General features: G+C 64.0%; 14 protein-coding genes. 5 read left to right on the top strand and 9 right to left on the bottom strand.

Going from position 1 to position 16,585, the window contains the following annotated elements:
• Positions 1 to 2: 2 nt before the first annotated feature.
• From ACZ89F_RS09805 to ACZ89F_RS09795, 3 genes are read left to right on the top strand one after another with little or no spacing between them, the layout of a single operon-like run.
• Positions 3 to 884: an AAA family ATPase gene (locus ACZ89F_RS09805; RefSeq protein ID WP_476091511.1), complete on the top strand. Its 882-nt coding sequence runs from the start codon at positions 3 to 5 to the stop codon at positions 882 to 884.
• Positions 885 to 889: 5 nt separating this feature from the next.
• A complete protein-coding gene (locus tag ACZ89F_RS09800) occupies positions 890 to 2,008 on the top strand; it encodes a vWA domain-containing protein (RefSeq protein WP_476097255.1) in 1,119 nt (372 codons plus the stop codon).
• The gene (locus ACZ89F_RS09795; RefSeq protein ID WP_476097254.1) at positions 2,008 to 2,895 is read left to right on the top strand and encodes an amidohydrolase family protein; all 888 of its coding nucleotides are present in this window, start codon (positions 2,008 to 2,010) and stop codon (positions 2,893 to 2,895) included. Before ACZ89F_RS09800 ends, ACZ89F_RS09795 begins: the two co-directional genes overlap by 1 nt.
• Positions 2,896 to 2,945: 50 nt before the next feature.
• Here the strand turns inward: ACZ89F_RS09795 and ACZ89F_RS09790 are convergent, their stop codons facing one another.
• The 7 genes from ACZ89F_RS09790 to ACZ89F_RS09760 all read right to left on the bottom strand — a co-directional run bounded on the left by ACZ89F_RS09790 (position 2,946) and on the right by ACZ89F_RS09760 (position 12,251).
• Positions 2,946 to 3,353 (bottom strand): carboxymuconolactone decarboxylase family protein, encoded by a 408-nt coding sequence (locus ACZ89F_RS09790; RefSeq protein ID WP_476091510.1) that lies wholly within the window; start codon positions 3,351 to 3,353, stop codon positions 2,946 to 2,948.
• A 362-nt stretch (positions 3,354 to 3,715) separates the two neighbouring features.
• Positions 3,716 to 5,212, bottom strand: coding sequence for a sugar ABC transporter ATP-binding protein (locus tag ACZ89F_RS09785; protein ID WP_476091509.1), 1,497 nt, complete (start codon positions 5,210 to 5,212; stop codon positions 3,716 to 3,718).
• Positions 5,212 to 6,267, bottom strand: coding sequence for an NHL repeat-containing protein (locus ACZ89F_RS09780; RefSeq protein ID WP_476091508.1), 1,056 nt, complete (start codon positions 6,265 to 6,267; stop codon positions 5,212 to 5,214). The genes ACZ89F_RS09785 and ACZ89F_RS09780 overlap by 1 nt, the downstream gene beginning before the upstream one ends.
• Positions 6,264 to 8,387: an ABC transporter permease gene (locus ACZ89F_RS09775; protein ID WP_476091507.1), complete on the bottom strand. Its 2,124-nt coding sequence runs from the start codon at positions 8,385 to 8,387 to the stop codon at positions 6,264 to 6,266. The genes ACZ89F_RS09780 and ACZ89F_RS09775 overlap by 4 nt, the downstream gene beginning before the upstream one ends.
• An 82-nt stretch (positions 8,388 to 8,469) precedes the next feature.
• Positions 8,470 to 9,498 (bottom strand): sugar ABC transporter substrate-binding protein, encoded by a 1,029-nt coding sequence (locus ACZ89F_RS09770; RefSeq protein ID WP_476091506.1) that lies wholly within the window; start codon positions 9,496 to 9,498, stop codon positions 8,470 to 8,472.
• A gap of 62 nt (positions 9,499 to 9,560) precedes the next feature.
• The gene (locus ACZ89F_RS09765) at positions 9,561 to 10,547 is read right to left on the bottom strand and encodes an ABC transporter permease (RefSeq protein ID WP_476091505.1); all 987 of its coding nucleotides are present in this window, start codon (positions 10,545 to 10,547) and stop codon (positions 9,561 to 9,563) included.
• Between the two features lie 270 nt (positions 10,548 to 10,817).
• Positions 10,818 to 12,251, bottom strand: coding sequence for a DHA2 family efflux MFS transporter permease subunit (locus ACZ89F_RS09760; RefSeq protein ID WP_476091504.1), 1,434 nt, complete (start codon positions 12,249 to 12,251; stop codon positions 10,818 to 10,820).
• Between the two features lie 137 nt (positions 12,252 to 12,388).
• Here ACZ89F_RS09760 and ACZ89F_RS09755 point away from each other — a divergent pair, with 137 nt between their 5' ends.
• Positions 12,389 to 13,390 (top strand): ornithine cyclodeaminase family protein, encoded by a 1,002-nt coding sequence (locus ACZ89F_RS09755; protein WP_476091503.1) that lies wholly within the window; start codon positions 12,389 to 12,391, stop codon positions 13,388 to 13,390.
• Positions 13,387 to 14,868: an HAL/PAL/TAL family ammonia-lyase gene (locus ACZ89F_RS09750; RefSeq protein ID WP_476091502.1), complete on the top strand. Its 1,482-nt coding sequence runs from the start codon at positions 13,387 to 13,389 to the stop codon at positions 14,866 to 14,868. Before ACZ89F_RS09755 ends, ACZ89F_RS09750 begins: the two co-directional genes overlap by 4 nt.
• A gap of 9 nt (positions 14,869 to 14,877) precedes the next feature.
• Here ACZ89F_RS09750 and purU read toward each other — a convergent pair whose 3' ends face one another.
• Together purU and ACZ89F_RS09740 are read right to left on the bottom strand one after the other, a co-directional pair.
• Positions 14,878 to 15,759: a formyltetrahydrofolate deformylase gene (purU, locus tag ACZ89F_RS09745; protein WP_476091501.1), complete on the bottom strand. Its 882-nt coding sequence runs from the start codon at positions 15,757 to 15,759 to the stop codon at positions 14,878 to 14,880.
• Complete coding sequence (locus ACZ89F_RS09740) at positions 15,756 to 16,556, bottom strand: 3-methyl-2-oxobutanoate hydroxymethyltransferase (RefSeq protein WP_476091500.1); 801 nt, start codon at positions 16,554 to 16,556, stop codon at positions 15,756 to 15,758. Before ACZ89F_RS09740 ends, purU begins: the two co-directional genes overlap by 4 nt.
• Positions 16,557 to 16,585 lie beyond the last annotated feature (29 nt).

The raw sequence follows: 16,585 nt of genomic DNA, 5'->3' as shown, positions 1-16,585 counted from the left end.
GAATGACCGGGACAAGCGCCGAGACTGTCGCGACCTCGCCGGAGGCGGTGGCGTCGCATCTGGCCGCCTCGCGCTATCTGGCGGATGAAAGCCTTTCGACCGCCATCTTCCTGGCGATCCGGCTGGGCAAGCCGCTGCTGCTCGAAGGCGCGCCGGGCGTCGGCAAGACGGAAGCGGCGAAGGCGATCGCACAACTGCTCGGCCGCGATCTGGTGCGGCTGCAATGCTATGAAGGCATCGATGCCGCGCATGCGCTCTACGAATGGAATTATCAGCGCCAGCTGCTCGCCATCCGCCATGCCGGCGAGCATGAGATCGACATTTATGACGACCGTTTCCTGATCGCCCGGCCGCTGCTGCAGGTGCTGAGGGCGCCCGAGCAGCGCGTGCTGCTGGTCGACGAGATCGACCGCTCGGACCATGAATTCGAAGCCCTGCTGCTGGAATTCCTCTCCGATTTCCAGATCAGCATTCCCGAGCGCGGCACCATCCGCGCCACGGCACAGCCGATCGTCATCCTGACCTCGAACCGCACCCGCGAACTCGCCGAAGCGCTGCGCCGGCGCTGCGTCTATCACTGGATCGGCTATCCCGACGCCGAGCGCGAGGCCGCCATCATCATGCTGCGCGCCGGCGATGTGGCCGAGGCAACGGCGCGCGCCGTGGCTGCAGCCGTGCAGACCATTCGCGCCCGCCCGCTCGCCAAGCCGCCAGGCATTGCCGAGGCGGTCGAATGGGCCAATGCCGCCACCATCCTCGAGAAAGGCGGCAGTCCGTGGCCGGAAGCCTTCCGCCGCGCCATCGGCGTGCTGATCAAGGACGAAGAGGATCTCTCCTACATCGCACCGGAGCTTGGCCGGATTGTCGAGGAGGCGCTGGCGTGAGCGCGTTGCCTCGCGCGGCCACGCCCCTGCTCGGCTTCGGTCGGCTGCTGCGCCGCTACGGCTTTGCCATTGCACCCGAGCAGGTCTCCGGCTTCATGCAGGCGGTGACGCTGCTCGGGCCGCGCTCGATGGCCGACATCCGCGAGGCGGCCCTCGCGACGCTGGCGCCGCCCCCCGACCGCCGCGACGAATTCGAGGCGCATTTCCAGAGCCATTTTTATGGCAACACATCCGCCGTGGTCGAAGGCGACGCCGACGAGGAAACCCGCATCAAGGATGATGGCGGCGCCGAGGAAGAGCAGACCGAGGCCAAGCGCAACGAAGAAGGCGGAGAGCTATCCTCCGCCCTGGAGCAATTGAGCGCGCGTGATTTTCGGCGCGAAGACGACCGGCTGACAGCTTTCCGCCGCAAGCTCGCTTCCGCCCTGCCTGCCCGCCGCTCTTTCCGCACCGTGCGCACGCATTCGCGTGGCAAGCTCGACCTGCGCCGGTCGCTCAGGGAAATCGTCAGCGCCGATGGCGACGTCCCCTCGCCGCTGCTGCGCCGCCGCCAGACCGTGCCGCGCAAGCTGCTGCTCCTGATCGACGTGTCCGGCTCGATGAAGCTGCACACCGCGGATTATCTGAAGCTCGCGCATGCCGCTGTGCAAGGCGCCGACCGTGCCGAGATCTTCACCTTCGGCACGCGGCTGACCCGCATCACCACGGCGCTGCGCATCCGCGACCGCGACCAGGCGCTGGCGCGCGCGGCCGCCCAGGTCGACGACTGGGACGGCGGCACCCGCATGGGGCCGACGCTGCTCGCCTTTCTCTCGGTGCCGCGCTTCTCGTCCTTCGCCCGCGGTGCTGCCGTCGTCATCCTCTCCGATGCACTGGAACGCGGTGACCATGCTGAATTGGAGACAGCCATGCGCCGGCTGAGCGCCCGCGCCTTCCGGCTTTCGCTGGCAACCCCTTTGGCCGGCGACCCGCGCTTCCGGCCGGCAACGGCGGCACTTCGCGCCATCCTGCCTGACCTCGACGATCTCGTCGACGGCTCGTCGCTCAAGGGTCTCACCGATTTCATCCTGTCGCTTGCCCGCCCTGCCCCGGCGGCGGCGGCAATCTGGAAGAGGGTTTCATGATGCAGAAAACAATCGACGCGCATTTCCACATCTGGCGCCAGAAGGACCAGCCCTGGCTGGTCGGCCCGATGGTGCCGCGCATCTTCGGCCCCTACGAGCCGATCCGACGCGACTACCCGATCGAGGAGTTTCTGGCTGACCAGAAAGGCGCCGGCGTCGAGAAGGCCGTCTATGTCCAGACCAACTGGGCCAAGGAGGATTTCGAGAAGGAAGTCGCCTTCCTGCAGAAGACAGCCGACGAGACCGGCTGGCCACACGCCATCGTCGGCTACACCGACATGACCGTGGACGATATCAGGCCGCAGATCGATCGCTTGAAAAAATATCCGCTGCTGCGCGGCGTGCGCATGCAGCTGCATTGGCACGAGACGCCGGCCTTCCGTTTCGCAGCTTCGGCCGACCAGGTGATCGACCCGAAGGTGCGCGCCAACGTGGCGAGGCTGAAGGATTATGGCCTCTCCTTCGATCTGCAGCTCTTCCCTGCCCAGATGAAGGACGGCCTGACGTTGGTCGGTGAAAACCCGGAGACAAACTTCATCCTCACCCACGCCGGCATGCTGACCGGCATGGAACCGGAAACCACCGAAGCCTGGAAGGAAGGCCTGCGCACGCTGTCGGCGGCGCCCAATTTCTATGCCAAGCTGTCCGGCCTCGGCACCTTCGTCCACCGCAACGACCCGGCGCTGATCGCCTATATCGTCGACAATGCGATCGACATCCTGGGCGCCGACCATCTGATGTTCGGCTCGAACTTCCCGATCGAGAAGCTTTGGATCAGCCACGCCGAGTTGATCAAGGCGCACCGGGATGCGGTGGCCAAGCATGGTGCGGCCGCAGAGGCGGATATCTTCTGGAACACAGCGGAAAAGGTCTACCGGCCGGTGTGAGAACGCTCTTCCCTTCTCCCTCCGTGGAAGAGGGAAGACCGTGCGCCTCCTCACTTCACCTCGAACTGCGGATCGACCGGGATCTGCATCGCCGTCACCAGATGGTTGGTCTGCCCAGCCAATCCGATGATCGACACCAGCTCGCCATGCTGCGCGTCGGTCATGCCTTTCGCGCGAGCGGCGGCCGTGTGCGAATGGACGCAGTAGGAGCAGCCATTGGCGGTCGACACCGCAATGTAGATCATCTCCTTGGTCAGCGGATCGATGGCGCTCTCAGTGACCATCACCACCTTCAACTGTTCCCAGATCCGCTTCAGCGCCGGGGGATCATTGGCCAGCCCGCGCCAGAAATTGTTGACGAAATCGGATTTGCGCGTCGCGCGGATGTCGTCGAAGACGGCCTTCACCGCCGGGATTTTCTCGACCTCGGCATCGCTGAGAAGTCTTGTGGTCGCCATGGAATTTCCTTTCGTTTGGATCGATGAACTGGCTCGTTGAATCAAATTTCGAGCAGAGGCGGCTAACCAGTTTCTTTGACTCAGTTTTTGGCGCGCAATAGCGTTGAAGATTAGCCGAGGCACCTAACCTTCGTCATCCCCGGGCGAAGCAGGCGCGAAGCGCCGTCGCGGAGACCCTGGGATCCATTCCGTGGCCTTAGCCGAAGAGTGCAGCTGAGCAGAATTCCGCACCGCAGCAGCGCTACGGAGTCCCGGCATGGATCCTCGGGTCTGCGCCGCGTCGCTACGCTCCTTGCTTCGCCCGTGGATGACGAAGGGATGGACGTCCCGGCCAATTATCGACGTACGCATCGGCCCGAACCCTAGTGAACGGCCGCGTACATGATCTTCTCCTCCGTAGCCTCCGCCGGCGAAAACTCCTCGACGATGCGGCCTTGGCGGCAGACCAGGATGCGGTCGGACAGGTTCATGATCTCCGGCAGGTAGGACGAGATGACGACGACGGCCAGGCCCTCATCGGCCAGCCGGTTGATGATCTGGTGGATCTCGGCGATCGCGCCGACATCGACGCCGCGTGTCGGCTCGTCGAAGATGACGATGCGCGGCTTCTGCACCAGTCCCTTGCCGATCACCACCTTCTGCTGGTTGCCACCAGACAGTTCGACCACACGCGCATTGTCGTTGATCGCCTTGATGTTCAGCGTCTTCGTCCATTCGGCCGACAGCGCGCGCATCTCCTGCTGGTTGATCACCCAGGCCCTTTCGCGGCCCGCCGCCAGCAGCCCGCCGAACAGGTTTTCGGCAATCCCCATCGTCTCGAAAATGCCTTCGCTCTTGCGGTCCTCGGTGACGTAGACGATGCCGTCGGCCACCGCTTCGCTCGGCACGAGATAGCGCACCGGTCTGTCATCGAGTTCAATCGCGCCGCCGCGCAGAAAATCGCGCTTGTAGATACCGGAGACGATCTTGAAGGTCTCGGTGCGGCCGGAGCCGATCAGCCCGAACACGCCGGTGATCTGGCCCTCGAATATCGAGAAGGACGTGTTGCGCACGACATTGCTCATCGAAATGTCCTGCACCGACAGCACCTTTCGGCCCGCCTTGCGCAGCTTGGCTTCGTCGCGCTGCCGGTAGATCTGCCCCGACAGTGTACGCCCGACCATGGCGGCGACGATCCTGTCGCGGTCGAAGGCGGATGTGTCGTCGGTGATGACCAGTTCGCCATCGCGCAGGATGGTGATGCGATCGGCAATATCAAGCGCTTCTTCCAGAGCGTGGCTGATGAAGACGATCGACACGCCGCTCGTCTTCAACCGGCGGATCAGCGCGAAGAAGTGGCGCTTCTCCTCCGGCGTCAACGTCGCCGTCGGCTCGTCGAAGATGATGATCTCGGCATTGTGGTGGACGGCGCGCGCAATCTCGACCATCTGCCGCTTGGCCGCACCCAGCGTTGCCACCATGGCGTTGGGGTCGACCGGAAAATTCAGCGATTGCAGAAACTGCTGCGCCGAAATGTAGGTGCCGCGCAGCCGGTTGAGGAACTTTTCGGTGCCGAGATAGAGGTTCTGCGCGACCGTCATCGACGGCACCAGGCTGGTCTCCTGGAACACCATGGCGATGCCGGCTTCAAGTGCGGCATGCGGCGAAGCGTAGGCGATCTCCCGACTGTTATGGAACATCTTGCCTGAGGTGGCATCGACCACGCCGGCGATGATTTTGGTCAGCGTCGATTTTCCCGCGCCATTTTCGCCGAGCAGCGCATGGATCTCGCCTTTGCGCAGCTCAAAACTGACATTCTTCACCGCAGGTACGCCACGATAATTCTTGGTGACGTTCTCCAGACGGATGATCGGTTCCATCAGAAACCTCCCGATGCGAGGTCGATGGCCAGCACGCAGTCGCCGCCCCTGGAGGCGATGAACAGAAGGCCATCCTTCTCGGCGACACTGCAGATGCCGTGACGCGTGCCGTTGGCGCGGCTGTGCAGGCTGAATTGCGGCTGCATCTTCTGGTCGAGCTTGACCACCAGCCCGTAGGAGCGGCTCGGCGACCACGGCTTGTGGATGCCCATGGTGCGGATGCCGCCGCATTGCAGAGGCTCGAGGAAGCTGCGGCTGGAGGCCAGCGCCGGCGCGATCCAGTAGGCCGGCGGCACTTGGCTCAGCATATCCTGCCGGTAATGCGTTTCCTGCAGCACGAATTCGATCAGCCGGTTGCGCGGCGCAAACAAGGTCAGCCAGGCGCCACCATCGCCCGATGGCGACAGCCGCGCGGGATAGCCCGGCAGATGCGCAAGAACCGTCGAACGGCTGCCCGTCGCGCCGTCGAAGCGGACGAGCTGGTGACGCCAGCTTTCGCTGACCAGAACATCCCTGCCGACGGAGTGCAGCCCATAGGGAAAGGCAATGTCGCCGGCAACCTTGCGGAAATCACCGCCTGCCGCGTCTCGTTTCCAGAGCGAACCGGAGGCGCCCTTCTTCATCAGATCGGCGGCCCATTGCGACGGCGCATGCCCGGCCGAGCCGTTGGCCAGCCACAGCGTACCATCGTCTGCATAGGCAAGTGCGGTGATGCAACTGATATCAGCCGGCAGCGAAACCTCCCTGCCGCCAATCAGCAGCTTGCCGCTCTCCAGCCCGACCGTCAGTTCGCCGGATGGCGAGATCGCCAGCGCGGTGATGGGAGAGGGAAATATCTCGACCACGACAGGGTCTGCGCCGGCTGCGATCGCATGGACCGCGTTGCCGCTGGAGGCCAGCAGCCTGTCACCGGTAACCAGCAGATTGTCCGGCTCCGTCAGCTCGGCAAACGTCGGCGCATCATCGAGCCGCGTGTTGGGGCGGAAAGCGCCGTCGAGCGGCGGGATGGTCACCGCCTTGCCGCGAAACATATCCAGCACCGGATCGAGGATCATGGTTTTGCCCCCCAATAGGAAGCGGGGCTGGTCCAGTTCGGGTCGGCGCCTGAAATCTTGTAGCGGCCGATGCGGTTGTTGAGGATGCCGCCGACGAACAGATATCCCCTGTGCTCGCGCATCGAGGTGACCATCGGGTGCGCGCCGCCGGTGAGGTCGCCCATAGCCTCGACGATGCCGCCCTTCTCTGTGAATTTCACCACGCCACCAGTGTTGATGTTGGGGAACAGCCATTCGTCCTGCGGCAGTCGGCGCGTCATGCGCTTGCGCATATCGGGATGGCGCAGCGACAGGTCGAAGCTCGGCGTGCGCATGCCCAGCCACGCCATCCAGTAATTGCCGTCGGAGGCGCGGTTGATGTTGTCGGGATAGCCCGGCATGTCGCGGATGACGCATTCGGCGGTGCCCGCCCTCGGCCCCTCCAGCCAGTAGCGGTGCACGCGGCAGGCCCAGCTTTCGGCAAAGAACAGCGACTTGCCGTCATGCGCCATGCACACACCATTGGTGTAGCGGTAGCCGTCGAGCAACGTCTTCGTCGACCCGTCCTTCGGATCGTAGACCAGCAGCCGGCCGGTGGCGCGGTTTTCGATCGAGTCCAGCGCCCAGTCATGCGCATCGTAGCGCTTGGTCGAGTCAGTGAAATAGATGCGGCCGTCGGGCGCGATGTCGCAGTCGTTGGGGTCGCGCAGCCGCGCATCATCGACGATCGAGGTCCACGAGCGCGAGGTCTCAGCCGACAGGCGTTTGACCTCCCGATCCGGTGAAACGGAATAGAGCCCCATGGCGCCGACGCAGCTGATCAGATTGCCTGATTTGTCGAAGGCCAAGCCCAGCGGAAAGCCGCCAATGTGAGCGAACACTTCCGACCTGACATAGTCCGGCGCGAAGAAGCGGACGATCTCGCCATGGCGCGTGCCGCAATAGAGGTTGTCGTCGCGGTCGAGAATGACATCTTCCGGCCCTTCCAGCTCGCCAAGCCCGATATGGTCGGCGACCGACAGCCTGTTATCAAGCTCGTAGGGTGTGCCCGAGCCGGGCTCGGCCGACTGCGTCTCGCCCATCTTGAGATAGACCGGCGCGACATAGACCTCGTTCAGCACCTTGTGGCGGTTCTTCAGCCAGCGAATGTCGATGGTCACCGCCACCGCCAGCATGATGCCGAGCACCATCTGGTTGGTGCCGGTGCCATAGCCCAGCCGGATCAGCCCGTTGGTCATGGTCAGCACGATAATAGCGCCCATCAGCCCCTTGATCACCGAGCCACGGCCGCCGCCGAGACTGACGCCGCCGACCACCGCCGCCGTCAGCGCCATGATCTCGAGATTGAGGCCGGTGCCCGGCCCTGCCCCACTCAACCGGCAAGCGATGAGGAAGCCGCCGATCGAGGCGCAGAAACCGGAGAAGACATAGGTCATGAACACAGTGCGGCGCACGCGGATGCCGGCATTGTGCGCCGAGCGCCTGGAACCGCCGACCGCCAGCACATGCCAGCCCGGCCGCGAACGCGTCAGCGCGATATGGGTGACGATGGCGAGGATGATCGCCAGCCACACCGAGACCGACAGCCCCCAGAAAGTGCTGTCGCCGATGAAGTCGAGCACATCCGATGTCGCGGTCGAGAGCTGCACGTCGGCGGCATAGGTGGTGACCAGGATGTCGAACAGCGCCCGGCCGAAGATGAAGGTGACCAGCGTGGTGAGAAAGGCGCGTAGCCTTAGGTAGCCGACGAGGTAGCCGTTGATGGCGCCGAAGACGAGGCCGGTGGCGAGCGACGCGGCCAGCGCCAGCCAGATCGACTGTTCAAGGATGAAGAAGACATAGACGGCGGAGAAGCAGGAAAGCGCGAAGATCGAGCCGACCGACAGGTCGATGCCGCCGCCCAGCATCACCACTGTCATGCCGGTGACCACCATGGAGAACTCGCCGAGCTGGCGGGTCGATTCCTGCAGCGCCGTCAGCTTGAAGAAACCGGGAATGACCGAGCCGAAGGTTGCCAGCGTCACCACCAGCGCCAGGAACGGAATGGCGTTGTCGGTCCAGCGTTTGGTCAGTATCTCGCCGACGACATGGTCGGGCACGAGATTGTAGCGCCAGGACTGGAGGCGTTCGCGAAAGGACATCGGCGGCTGCTATTCCATGAGGGAACGAGGTGACCGGATCCTTCCGGCCACCTCGCTTATACTTCAGTCGAAAGAGTGCGGCTTACTTTGCCGCTGCCGCTTCGGCCTGCAGCGCCTTCAGGTCCCAGCAGCTGTCGGGCTTGAGGTCGGCCTTGGTCGTCGCCTTCTCCAGTGTGTAGATGTAGGTGTGCGAGGTGCCGGCCGGCTGGCCGCTCTGCAGCAGGAACTTGATGATGGCGTTCATGTCGCCCGACTGGCGGGCAAGATCGGTCATCACCACGGCGCCATAGGTGCCGTCCTGCAGCTTGTCGCAATCGGCCGCCTTCTCGCCGCCGCCGGTGGTGACCAGGAACACCTTGCCGTCGAGCTTGGCGTCGCGGATCGCGGCGGATGCGCCGGTGGCATCACCATCCCAGAAATCGATGATCGAGCAGATATCCGGGTTCTGCTGCAGCATCGTCGTCGTCACGTTGCGCGAGGTCGTCGCGTCCCAGTTGGAGTCGGGCTTGGCCACCACCTTGAAGTCGGGATGCTTGTCCAGCACCTTCATGATGCCGGCATATTGGTAGAGGCTGGAAGAGTTGGCCTGGTCGCCCTGCACGAGGCCGATCTTCTTCGACGAGTTTTCGCCGCAACCCTTGATCGCCGCTTCGGCCTCGAGCTGGCCAAGCCGGTCCCAGTCGCTGCCGATAAAGGCGTCGGCCGGGAAGTTGGCGGGATTGTCGACCAGGATGACATAGGTGCCGGCGGCCTGCGCCTTCTTCATCAGCTTGGAATAGGAGTTGAGGTCCGGCGCATGGATGATCAGCACATCCGGCCTGGTGTCCGACGAGATGGCGTCCGTGATCGCCTGCGCGCCGGCATCGACGACCCAGTTCGGATCGCGCGTTTCGAACACGCCGCCCCAGGCCTCGACTTCGGTCTTCAGGTAGTGCGCCCAGCCCTGCGCCAGGTCGAAGCCCATCGCCAGCGGCACCAGCATGACGCGCTTGCCTTTGAGCGCCTGCGCGTAAGCTGCCGGGCCCGGATCGTCGGCGGCGAACGTTGGCGCCACGAAGGCGGTGAGGGCGAGTGCCGTGGCGGCGGCCATCAATGTCCTGATGAATTTCATGTCAGATCCTCTCGTTTCGATTTTCATTGCCGGCCGATCGGGATGGATCGGACCGGGTACCCCTAAATATCGCCCTGCTGGGCGGTCTGTTCGTCACGTGGATTGATGATGCCGTCGACGATGATCGCGCCGAGCAGGATCGCCGCCTTGATCAGGTTCTGGTAGAGCAGCGGAATGTCGATGATGGTCATGGTGTTGAGCAGGATGCCGATCAGCGCCGCACCGACCAGCACGTTGCGCACCCCGCCACGCCCGCCGGACAGACCGATGCCGCCGATCACCGCCACCAGCACGATGTCATAGAGCAGCGTCGAATTGACGACGCGGGTGTTGATCGAATGCAGGCTGGCCGCCGTCAGCAGGCCGGCGATCAGCGCGACGAAAGCGGAGACGACGTAGCGCAGCACCAGCATCGGCCTCACCGGAATGCCGATGTTGCGCGCGGCCACCGGATTGTCGCCGGCGAAATAGATGTAGCGGCCCCATTTGGTGTAGCGCAGGAACAGGAAGAACAGGAAGGCCAGACCGGCGAAGACGAAAACCTCGATGGGAATATCGAGGAAGCGCAGGCCGCCGAGCAGCTCGACCCAATGGCCCTGCGGCACCGGCACGGCATCCTGCGTGATCAGTTGCGAGCGCACATAGCCGAAGACGAAGGAGCCTGTCGCCAGCGTCACGAAGATCGCCGGCACATCGGCATAGGCAACGAGAAAACCGTTGAGCAGGCCGATGGCCAGCACACCGGCCAGCACATAGGCGAAGGCCAGCCCGTCCGGCGTGCCCGAATTCAGCAGTTGCAAATACCAGGCGACAGACATCGCCATGATCGCCACCGCGGAGAGGTCGATGCCGCGGCCGATGATGACCACGGCCATGCCAAGCGCCAATATGCCGAGCACCGATACGGAGCGGACAATGGCGACTAGGTTGTTGGGATCGATGAAGCCCGGCAGGCCGAGGGCAGCGGCAACGAACAGCACCACCGCGATGGCAAAGACAATGCCTTCCTGATTCAGGCTCCTGAAATTCGGCCAGCCGATCGTGTTCATGTCTGCGTTTGCCCCGATGGCAGCGCTGCCATCCCTGGGAAGAAAGCTAATCGGCTCAGCGCCGGTTCGTCAAATGAATCCGCGTTCAGAACCCGGGCCGGCAGCGAGATTCAGCGAGTGGACGCATCGATTGCCTAAGCTGGCGCAATGCGCGGAAAACTCTGCGCTTTTGGCAATTGGTTGCGCCATTTCGACCACTCGCGAAAGCGCTGCACCAAGGCGAAAGGACAAGACGGAATTTATCTCCGCATCAGGTGGAAAAATTCGATCTCAATTCCCCGGCGCATGGCCGGAAACCTCGGCGCCCGCACCCGGTGGCAGCGCGAGAAAACGCAACGCCGCCACCAGCCCGATGGCGCCGATCGCCAGGAAGGCGATTCGAAAATCGACGAGGTCTAGAGCGGGTCGATCCCTGGCGATCTGCGACAAATTGAGGATCGCCGCCGCCACCGCGACGCCGAACAGCATCGCCACTTGCTGAAGCATCGAGGACAGCGTTGCCGCCGAGCTGCGTTGCGCCGCGTCGATATCGGCGAAGGCCAGCGTGTTGAGCGCGGTGAACTGCATCGAGCGCGACAGGCCGGCGATCAGCATCAGCGCCACCACCAGCGCTTGCGGCGTCTGCGGCGAGATCGCGGCGCAGGCCATGATCGCCGCCGAGGCGATGATGCCGTTGACGACCATCACCGAGCGGAAACCGAAGCGCCGCAGCGTCGGCGTCGTCACCGTCTTCATGCCGAGATTGCCCAGGAAATAGGCCAGGATCATCAAGCCGGCATCGACAGGCGAAAGGCCGAAGCCAACCTGGAACAGCAGCGGCAGCAGGAATGGCGTGGCGTTGATCGCCACCCGGAAAATGGTGCCGGCGGCAAGCGTCGAAATGGCGAAGGTCAGCACCTTGAACGATGAGAGATCGAGCAGCGGATGCGGCGCGCGCCGGAGATGCCGCACCGCCAGCCAGCCGATGACGATGCCGGCTACGATCAGTAGCACCGTCGGCAGCACGCCGTCCTCGGGATGCGCGATGCGCTCGAGGCCGTAGAGCAGCAAGGCAAGTCCCGCCGAAGTCAGGAAAAAACCCGGCCAGTCGAGCGGCTTGGGGTCGGCCTCGCGGTCGCCCGGAATGAAGCGGGCCACCAGCGCCAGTCCGATCACGCCAAGCGGAATGTTGATGAAGAAATTCCAGTGCCAGGACAGGTAGGTGGTGATGAAGCCGCCAAGCACCGGCCCGACCACGGGCGCGAACAGCGCAGGCCAGGTGATCAGGGCCGTGGCGTTGAGCAGCTCCGACTTCGACGCGTTGCGCAGGACGAGAATGCGCCCGACCGGCGTCATCAGCGCGCTGCCCAGCCCTTGCACGACACGTGCGGCGACGAACTGGGGCAGATTTTCAGAGAAGCCGCAGGCGAGCGAGGCCAGGGTGAACAGGACGATCGCCAGCAGGAAGATGTTGCGCGCGCCGAACCGGTCGGCAAGCCAGCCCGACAGCGGCACGAACACCGCCATGGTCAGCATGTAGACGGTGATGCCGATGCTCATCGCCACCGCCGACACGCCGAAGGACTCCCCCATCTGCGGCAGCGAGGTCGAGATGATCGTCGAATCCAGCAACTGCATGAAGAAGGCAATGGCGACGATCAGCGCCACGCGCCGCGCATTGGTGGCCGTTTCGGGTAAGGCTTCGGTGTCGGGAATGGCAGTCATGACGGAACCGGTTTGAACAGCATTTGGCCGGCCGCGTCCAGAGATAGCGCAACAAACTTTCGTGTCGCGAAACTTTCGTGTCGCCCGACGCCCTGCTATGGGATGAACGGGGCGGCCGAGGAAAGTGCACGCGTAACATGAAGCCCATCTATATCGACTACCTCAATGCCCTCGACATCGACGCCCTTGCCATGACCGATGCTGAAATCATTGCCGCCGTCGAGGCTGGCCTGGTGGCGCAAGGCAATGGCCAGACCGTGATCGAGCCGCGCGTCCATCTCGAGCCGGACCCGTCCTTCCACGGTCATTTCAATGTCTTGCGTGGCTACGTTGCGCCGCTCGACACCGCCGGCGTCAAGATCGTCGGCGACTATGTCGACAACTACCTGCACGGGCTGCCTTCCGAATTCGGCATCCTCAATCTGTTCGATCCGCGCACCGGCACGCCCCGCGCCATCCTCGACGCCACCCTCATCACCGACATGCGCACCGGCGCCGTCACCGCCATCGGCGCCAAACATCTGGCGCGCAAGAATTCCAAGGTTCTGGCTCATATCGGCGCGCGCGGCACCGCCTATTGGAATGTGCGCCTGCTCGACCATCTCTTCGACTTCGACGAGATCCGCGTCCATTCGCGCCGGCCGGAAAGCCGCGACGGTTTCGCCGCCAAACTGTCCGCCGATCTCGGCAAGACGGTGACGGCGGTGGCCGACTGGAAGAGCTGCATCGAGGGCGCCGACATCGTCGTCGAGGCCTCGCGGCTGCCGGAGCCGCAGCCATTGCTGAAAACCGAATGGATCAAGCCGGGCGCGCTGGTCGTGCCCTATGGGACGATGAGCGCGGTCGAACTGTCGCTGACCGACATCATGCAGAAAATGGTCGTCGACGATTGGGGCCAGTGCAAGGGCGGCAAGTTCGGCTCGCTGCGCGCCCATGTCGAGACCGGGCGGCTGAGCGAGAAGACGCTGCATGCCGAGCTCGGCCAGATCGCCGCAAGCCTCAAGGCTGGGCGCGAGAACGACGACGAAACGATCCTGTTCTGGCACCGCGGCCTGTCGCTGTCCGACATCGCACTGGGAAAGGCGATGCTGGCGAAGGCGCAGGCGCAAGGCATCGGCCAGAGGCTGCGCTTCGCATGACCGCGCTCGTCCTCATCGGAACCGGCGTCGGCGTTAGCGATGTTGCTGCTGTCGCGCGCGATGGTCGCAAGGTGGAGATCGGACCCGATGTCATCGGCAGGCTGCAGAAGGCACGAAAAGTGCTCGACCAGGCTGCCGCGTCCGGCCAGCAGATCTACGGCCTCAACACCGGCCTCGGTGCCAATCTCGGTACCGCTGTGGAGGGCGACGCCAGTACCTTCCAGCGCCAGCTGCTGGAAGGGCGCAGCGGCGCTGTCGGCGAAGCGCTGCCGGTTGATGCCGTGCGGGCAACCATGGTGGCGCGTGCAGCGATGCTGTCAGCCGGAGGCTCCGGCCTTTCGCCTGCCGTCTTCGTCGCTTTGGTCGACGCGCTCAATGCCGGCGTCCATCCCGTCATGCCCTCGCTCGGCTCGATCGGCGCCGGCGATCTGGTGCTGATGACAGCACTCGCCCGCATGCTCACCGGCGAAGGCGAAGCAGACTATCAGGGCCGTCGCATGCCGGCGGCCAAGGCGCTGATGATGGCGCGTCTCGCCCCCATCGGTCTGGCGCCCAAGGACGGCCTGTCGCTGATCAACGCCTCGGCTGTGTCCGCCGGCAGCGGGGCACTTGCGGTGACGGATGCGCTTTCCGCCCTTGCCCAGCAACAGCAGGCCGGCGCGCTGACCATGGAAGGCTTTGGTGCCAACCGCACCATCCTCGACCCGCGCCTGCATATGGCGCGTCCTGCGGCCGGCCAGCAGGAAGCAGCCAAGGCGTTGCACGATCTGCTTGCCCGAGACGAGGCGCCGGCGCCGACCACCTTGCAGGACCCGCTATCGATCCGCTGCATGCCGTCGATCCATGGCGCGCTGAACGATGCGATTGATCAGGCAAGGCAGGCCGTCGAGATCGAGCTCAACGCCGCCGCCGACAATCCGCTGGTGTTGGGCGACGACGAACTGGTGCTGTCGACCGGCAACTTCCACACCGCGTCGCTGGCGCTCACCTTCGAGACGCTCGGCCTGGCGATCGCTCAATGCGCCGCCGCCAGTGCCGCCCGCTTCATCCAGCTCACCGGCTCGGGCCGCAACCGCCTGCCGAAATATCTGTCCCCGATCGGCGGCGCTTCGGCCGGCTTCGTGCCCTTGCAAAAGACAGTGACTGCGATCCTGGCCGCCATCCGTCACAAGGCCAATCCCGTCATGCTCGACTTCCTGCCCGTTTCGGAGGGCGTCGAGGATCACGCCACGCAGACACCTCTCACGGTCGCGAAATGCGCCGGGATGATCGTGCTATGGCGGCGGCTGATCGCCTTCGAATTGATGGCAGCGGCACAGGCCGTCGACCTGCGCGAAGGTTTCACGTTGGCGCCACGCACATCAGCTGTTCACACGGCAATACGCGCGCTGGTCCCTGCCCTGAAGGAGGACCGGCCGCTCGGCATCGACGCAGAGGCGCTGTACGCAGCGCTCGCCGGTGGCAGCTGGCCGGCCTGACGCGGCTTCTCAGAAGACGACGGTCTTGTGGCCGTTGAGCATGACGCGGGCTTCGAGATGCAACTTGACGGCGCGCGCCAGCACCCGGCTTTCGATGTCGCGTCCGACAGCGACGAAATCCTCGGCGCTCATCGCATGAGTGACGCGTTCGGTCTCCTGATCGATGATCGGACCCTCGTCGAGGTCGGAGGTGACGTAATGCGCGGTCGCACCGATCAGCTTGACGCCACGGTCGAAAGCCTGGTGGTAGGGCTTGGCGCCCTTGAAGCTCGGCAGGAAGGAGTGATGGATGTTGATCGCTCGTCCGAACAACCGGTCCGACAAGCCTTTCGAAAAGACCTGCATGTAGCGCGCCAGGATCACCAGTTCGGCCCCCGTCCGCTGCACCAGGTCCAGCAGCTTCTGTTCCTGTTCTGCCTTGTTTTCCATGGTGGTCGGCCAATGGTGGTAGGCAATGCCCTCCATCTCGGCGAAGCGGCGGGCATCCTCGTGATTGGAGACGACGGCGGCAACCTCCGCGTTCAGCCAGCCGACCCTGATCTGGTACAGCAGATGGAGAAGCGCGTGATCGAACTTGGAGACCATAACGATGATCTTCGGGCGGCGTCCCTGATCGACCAGCGCGGTCTTCATGCCGAAGCGATCGACGCTTGATTTCAGGGCCCGTTCCAGACTGTCCTTGGTCGAGCCTGGCGGGCTGATGAAGGCGATCCGCATGAAAAAGCGATTGGTCTGCCGGTCCCAGAACTGGCTGCTTTCGGCGATGTTGGCTCCGTTCGCGGCAAGCTCCGCCGTGACGGCGGCGACGATCCCCGGCCGGTCCTCGCAGGAAAGGGTAAGAATATGAACCGGCGCGGCTTCGACCGTCGCATCATTGCCTTGAGATTTCACGCCCCGTCGACCCTCTTCATGAACAGGCTGAGTTCAGCCGGGTCCATATGCACCACATGCTTGTCTTCGGGATAGGCCAGGCTGTTGACATCGGCAACATATTCCGAGAACGCGGCGATGCGCTCAGTCTGCAAACGATCATATTCGGCAGCGAAATTGCGATAGACCTTGGAGTGGCGGGGCATGTGGCCACGGTTCTGGCCGAGGATATCGTCGGCGAACAGATATTGCGCGTCACAGCCGGTGCCCGCCCCCATCGACAGCATGATCAGCGACGTGCGCTCCGAGATCGCCTTGGCCACCTCGACCGGCACGACCTCGATTTCGGCGCCGATGGCGCCGGCCGCCTCCAGCTGCTTTACCGCCGCGAAGACCTCCATGGCGGTATCGGCGGTCTTGCCGACAGCCTTGAAGCCGCCGGTCCAGGTCGCGCGGGAAGGAATGAGGCCGACATGGCCAATCACCGGTATGGCATCGTCCGCCATCCGCTTGATCGTGGCGTAGCCAGCGCTGCAATAGACCGCGTCGGCACCGGCCTTGTAGAGCCGGAAGGCCCAGCGTACGAAATCGTCCGCCGTGCCGATCTCGAAGAAATTGTCTCCCGGCATGGTGAACAGGCTGGGTGCCGCGTCGCGGTATTGCGGGTTGAGCACCAGTTCGGGCGGCACCGAGACGATGTCGACCCCTGCCCGCTCGGCGGCCTCGGCTTCGTCCATCGTCAGCACGCGTAGCATGGTCAGCTGGCGCTTGCCCTTCATGGCGCGCAAATCCGCCACCGTCGGTCTTTTTCGGCTCATCGAAAGGTTCCCCTCTGTCACATGCTACG

The organism is Mesorhizobium sp. USDA 3734 (genome assembly GCF_056279665.1).
The sequence above is the reverse complement of the archived record's forward strand: the minus strand, read 5'-3'. Positions and strand labels throughout refer to the sequence as shown.

What these genes read in the sequence shown, in the direction of transcription:
- ACZ89F_RS09770 (WP_476091506.1), bottom strand. Translation starts at nt 9,498, where the DNA reads ATGAAATTCATCAGGACATTGATGGCCGCCGCCACGGCACTCGCCCTC.
- ACZ89F_RS09765 (WP_476091505.1), bottom strand. Translation starts at nt 10,547, where the DNA reads ATGAACACGATCGGCTGGCCGAATTTCAGGAGCCTGAATCAGGAAGGC.
- ACZ89F_RS09760 (WP_476091504.1), bottom strand. Translation starts at nt 12,251, where the DNA reads ATGACTGCCATTCCCGACACCGAAGCCTTACCCGAAACGGCCACCAAT.
- ACZ89F_RS09750 (WP_476091502.1), top strand. Translation starts at nt 13,387, where the DNA reads ATGACCGCGCTCGTCCTCATCGGAACCGGCGTCGGCGTTAGCGATGTT.
- ACZ89F_RS09740 (WP_476091500.1), bottom strand. Translation starts at nt 16,556, where the DNA reads ATGAGCCGAAAAAGACCGACGGTGGCGGATTTGCGCGCCATGAAGGGC.
- ACZ89F_RS09755 (WP_476091503.1), top strand. Translation starts at nt 12,389, where the DNA reads ATGAAGCCCATCTATATCGACTACCTCAATGCCCTCGACATCGACGCC.
- ACZ89F_RS09775 (WP_476091507.1), bottom strand. Translation starts at nt 8,387, where the DNA reads ATGTCCTTTCGCGAACGCCTCCAGTCCTGGCGCTACAATCTCGTGCCC.
- ACZ89F_RS09790 (WP_476091510.1), bottom strand. Translation starts at nt 3,353, where the DNA reads ATGGCGACCACAAGACTTCTCAGCGATGCCGAGGTCGAGAAAATCCCG.
- ACZ89F_RS09780 (WP_476091508.1), bottom strand. Translation starts at nt 6,267, where the DNA reads ATGATCCTCGATCCGGTGCTGGATATGTTTCGCGGCAAGGCGGTGACC.
- ACZ89F_RS09785 (WP_476091509.1), bottom strand. Translation starts at nt 5,212, where the DNA reads ATGGAACCGATCATCCGTCTGGAGAACGTCACCAAGAATTATCGTGGC.
- ACZ89F_RS09795 (WP_476097254.1), top strand. Translation starts at nt 2,008, where the DNA reads ATGCAGAAAACAATCGACGCGCATTTCCACATCTGGCGCCAGAAGGAC.
- ACZ89F_RS09805 (WP_476091511.1), top strand. Translation starts at nt 3, where the DNA reads ATGACCGGGACAAGCGCCGAGACTGTCGCGACCTCGCCGGAGGCGGTG.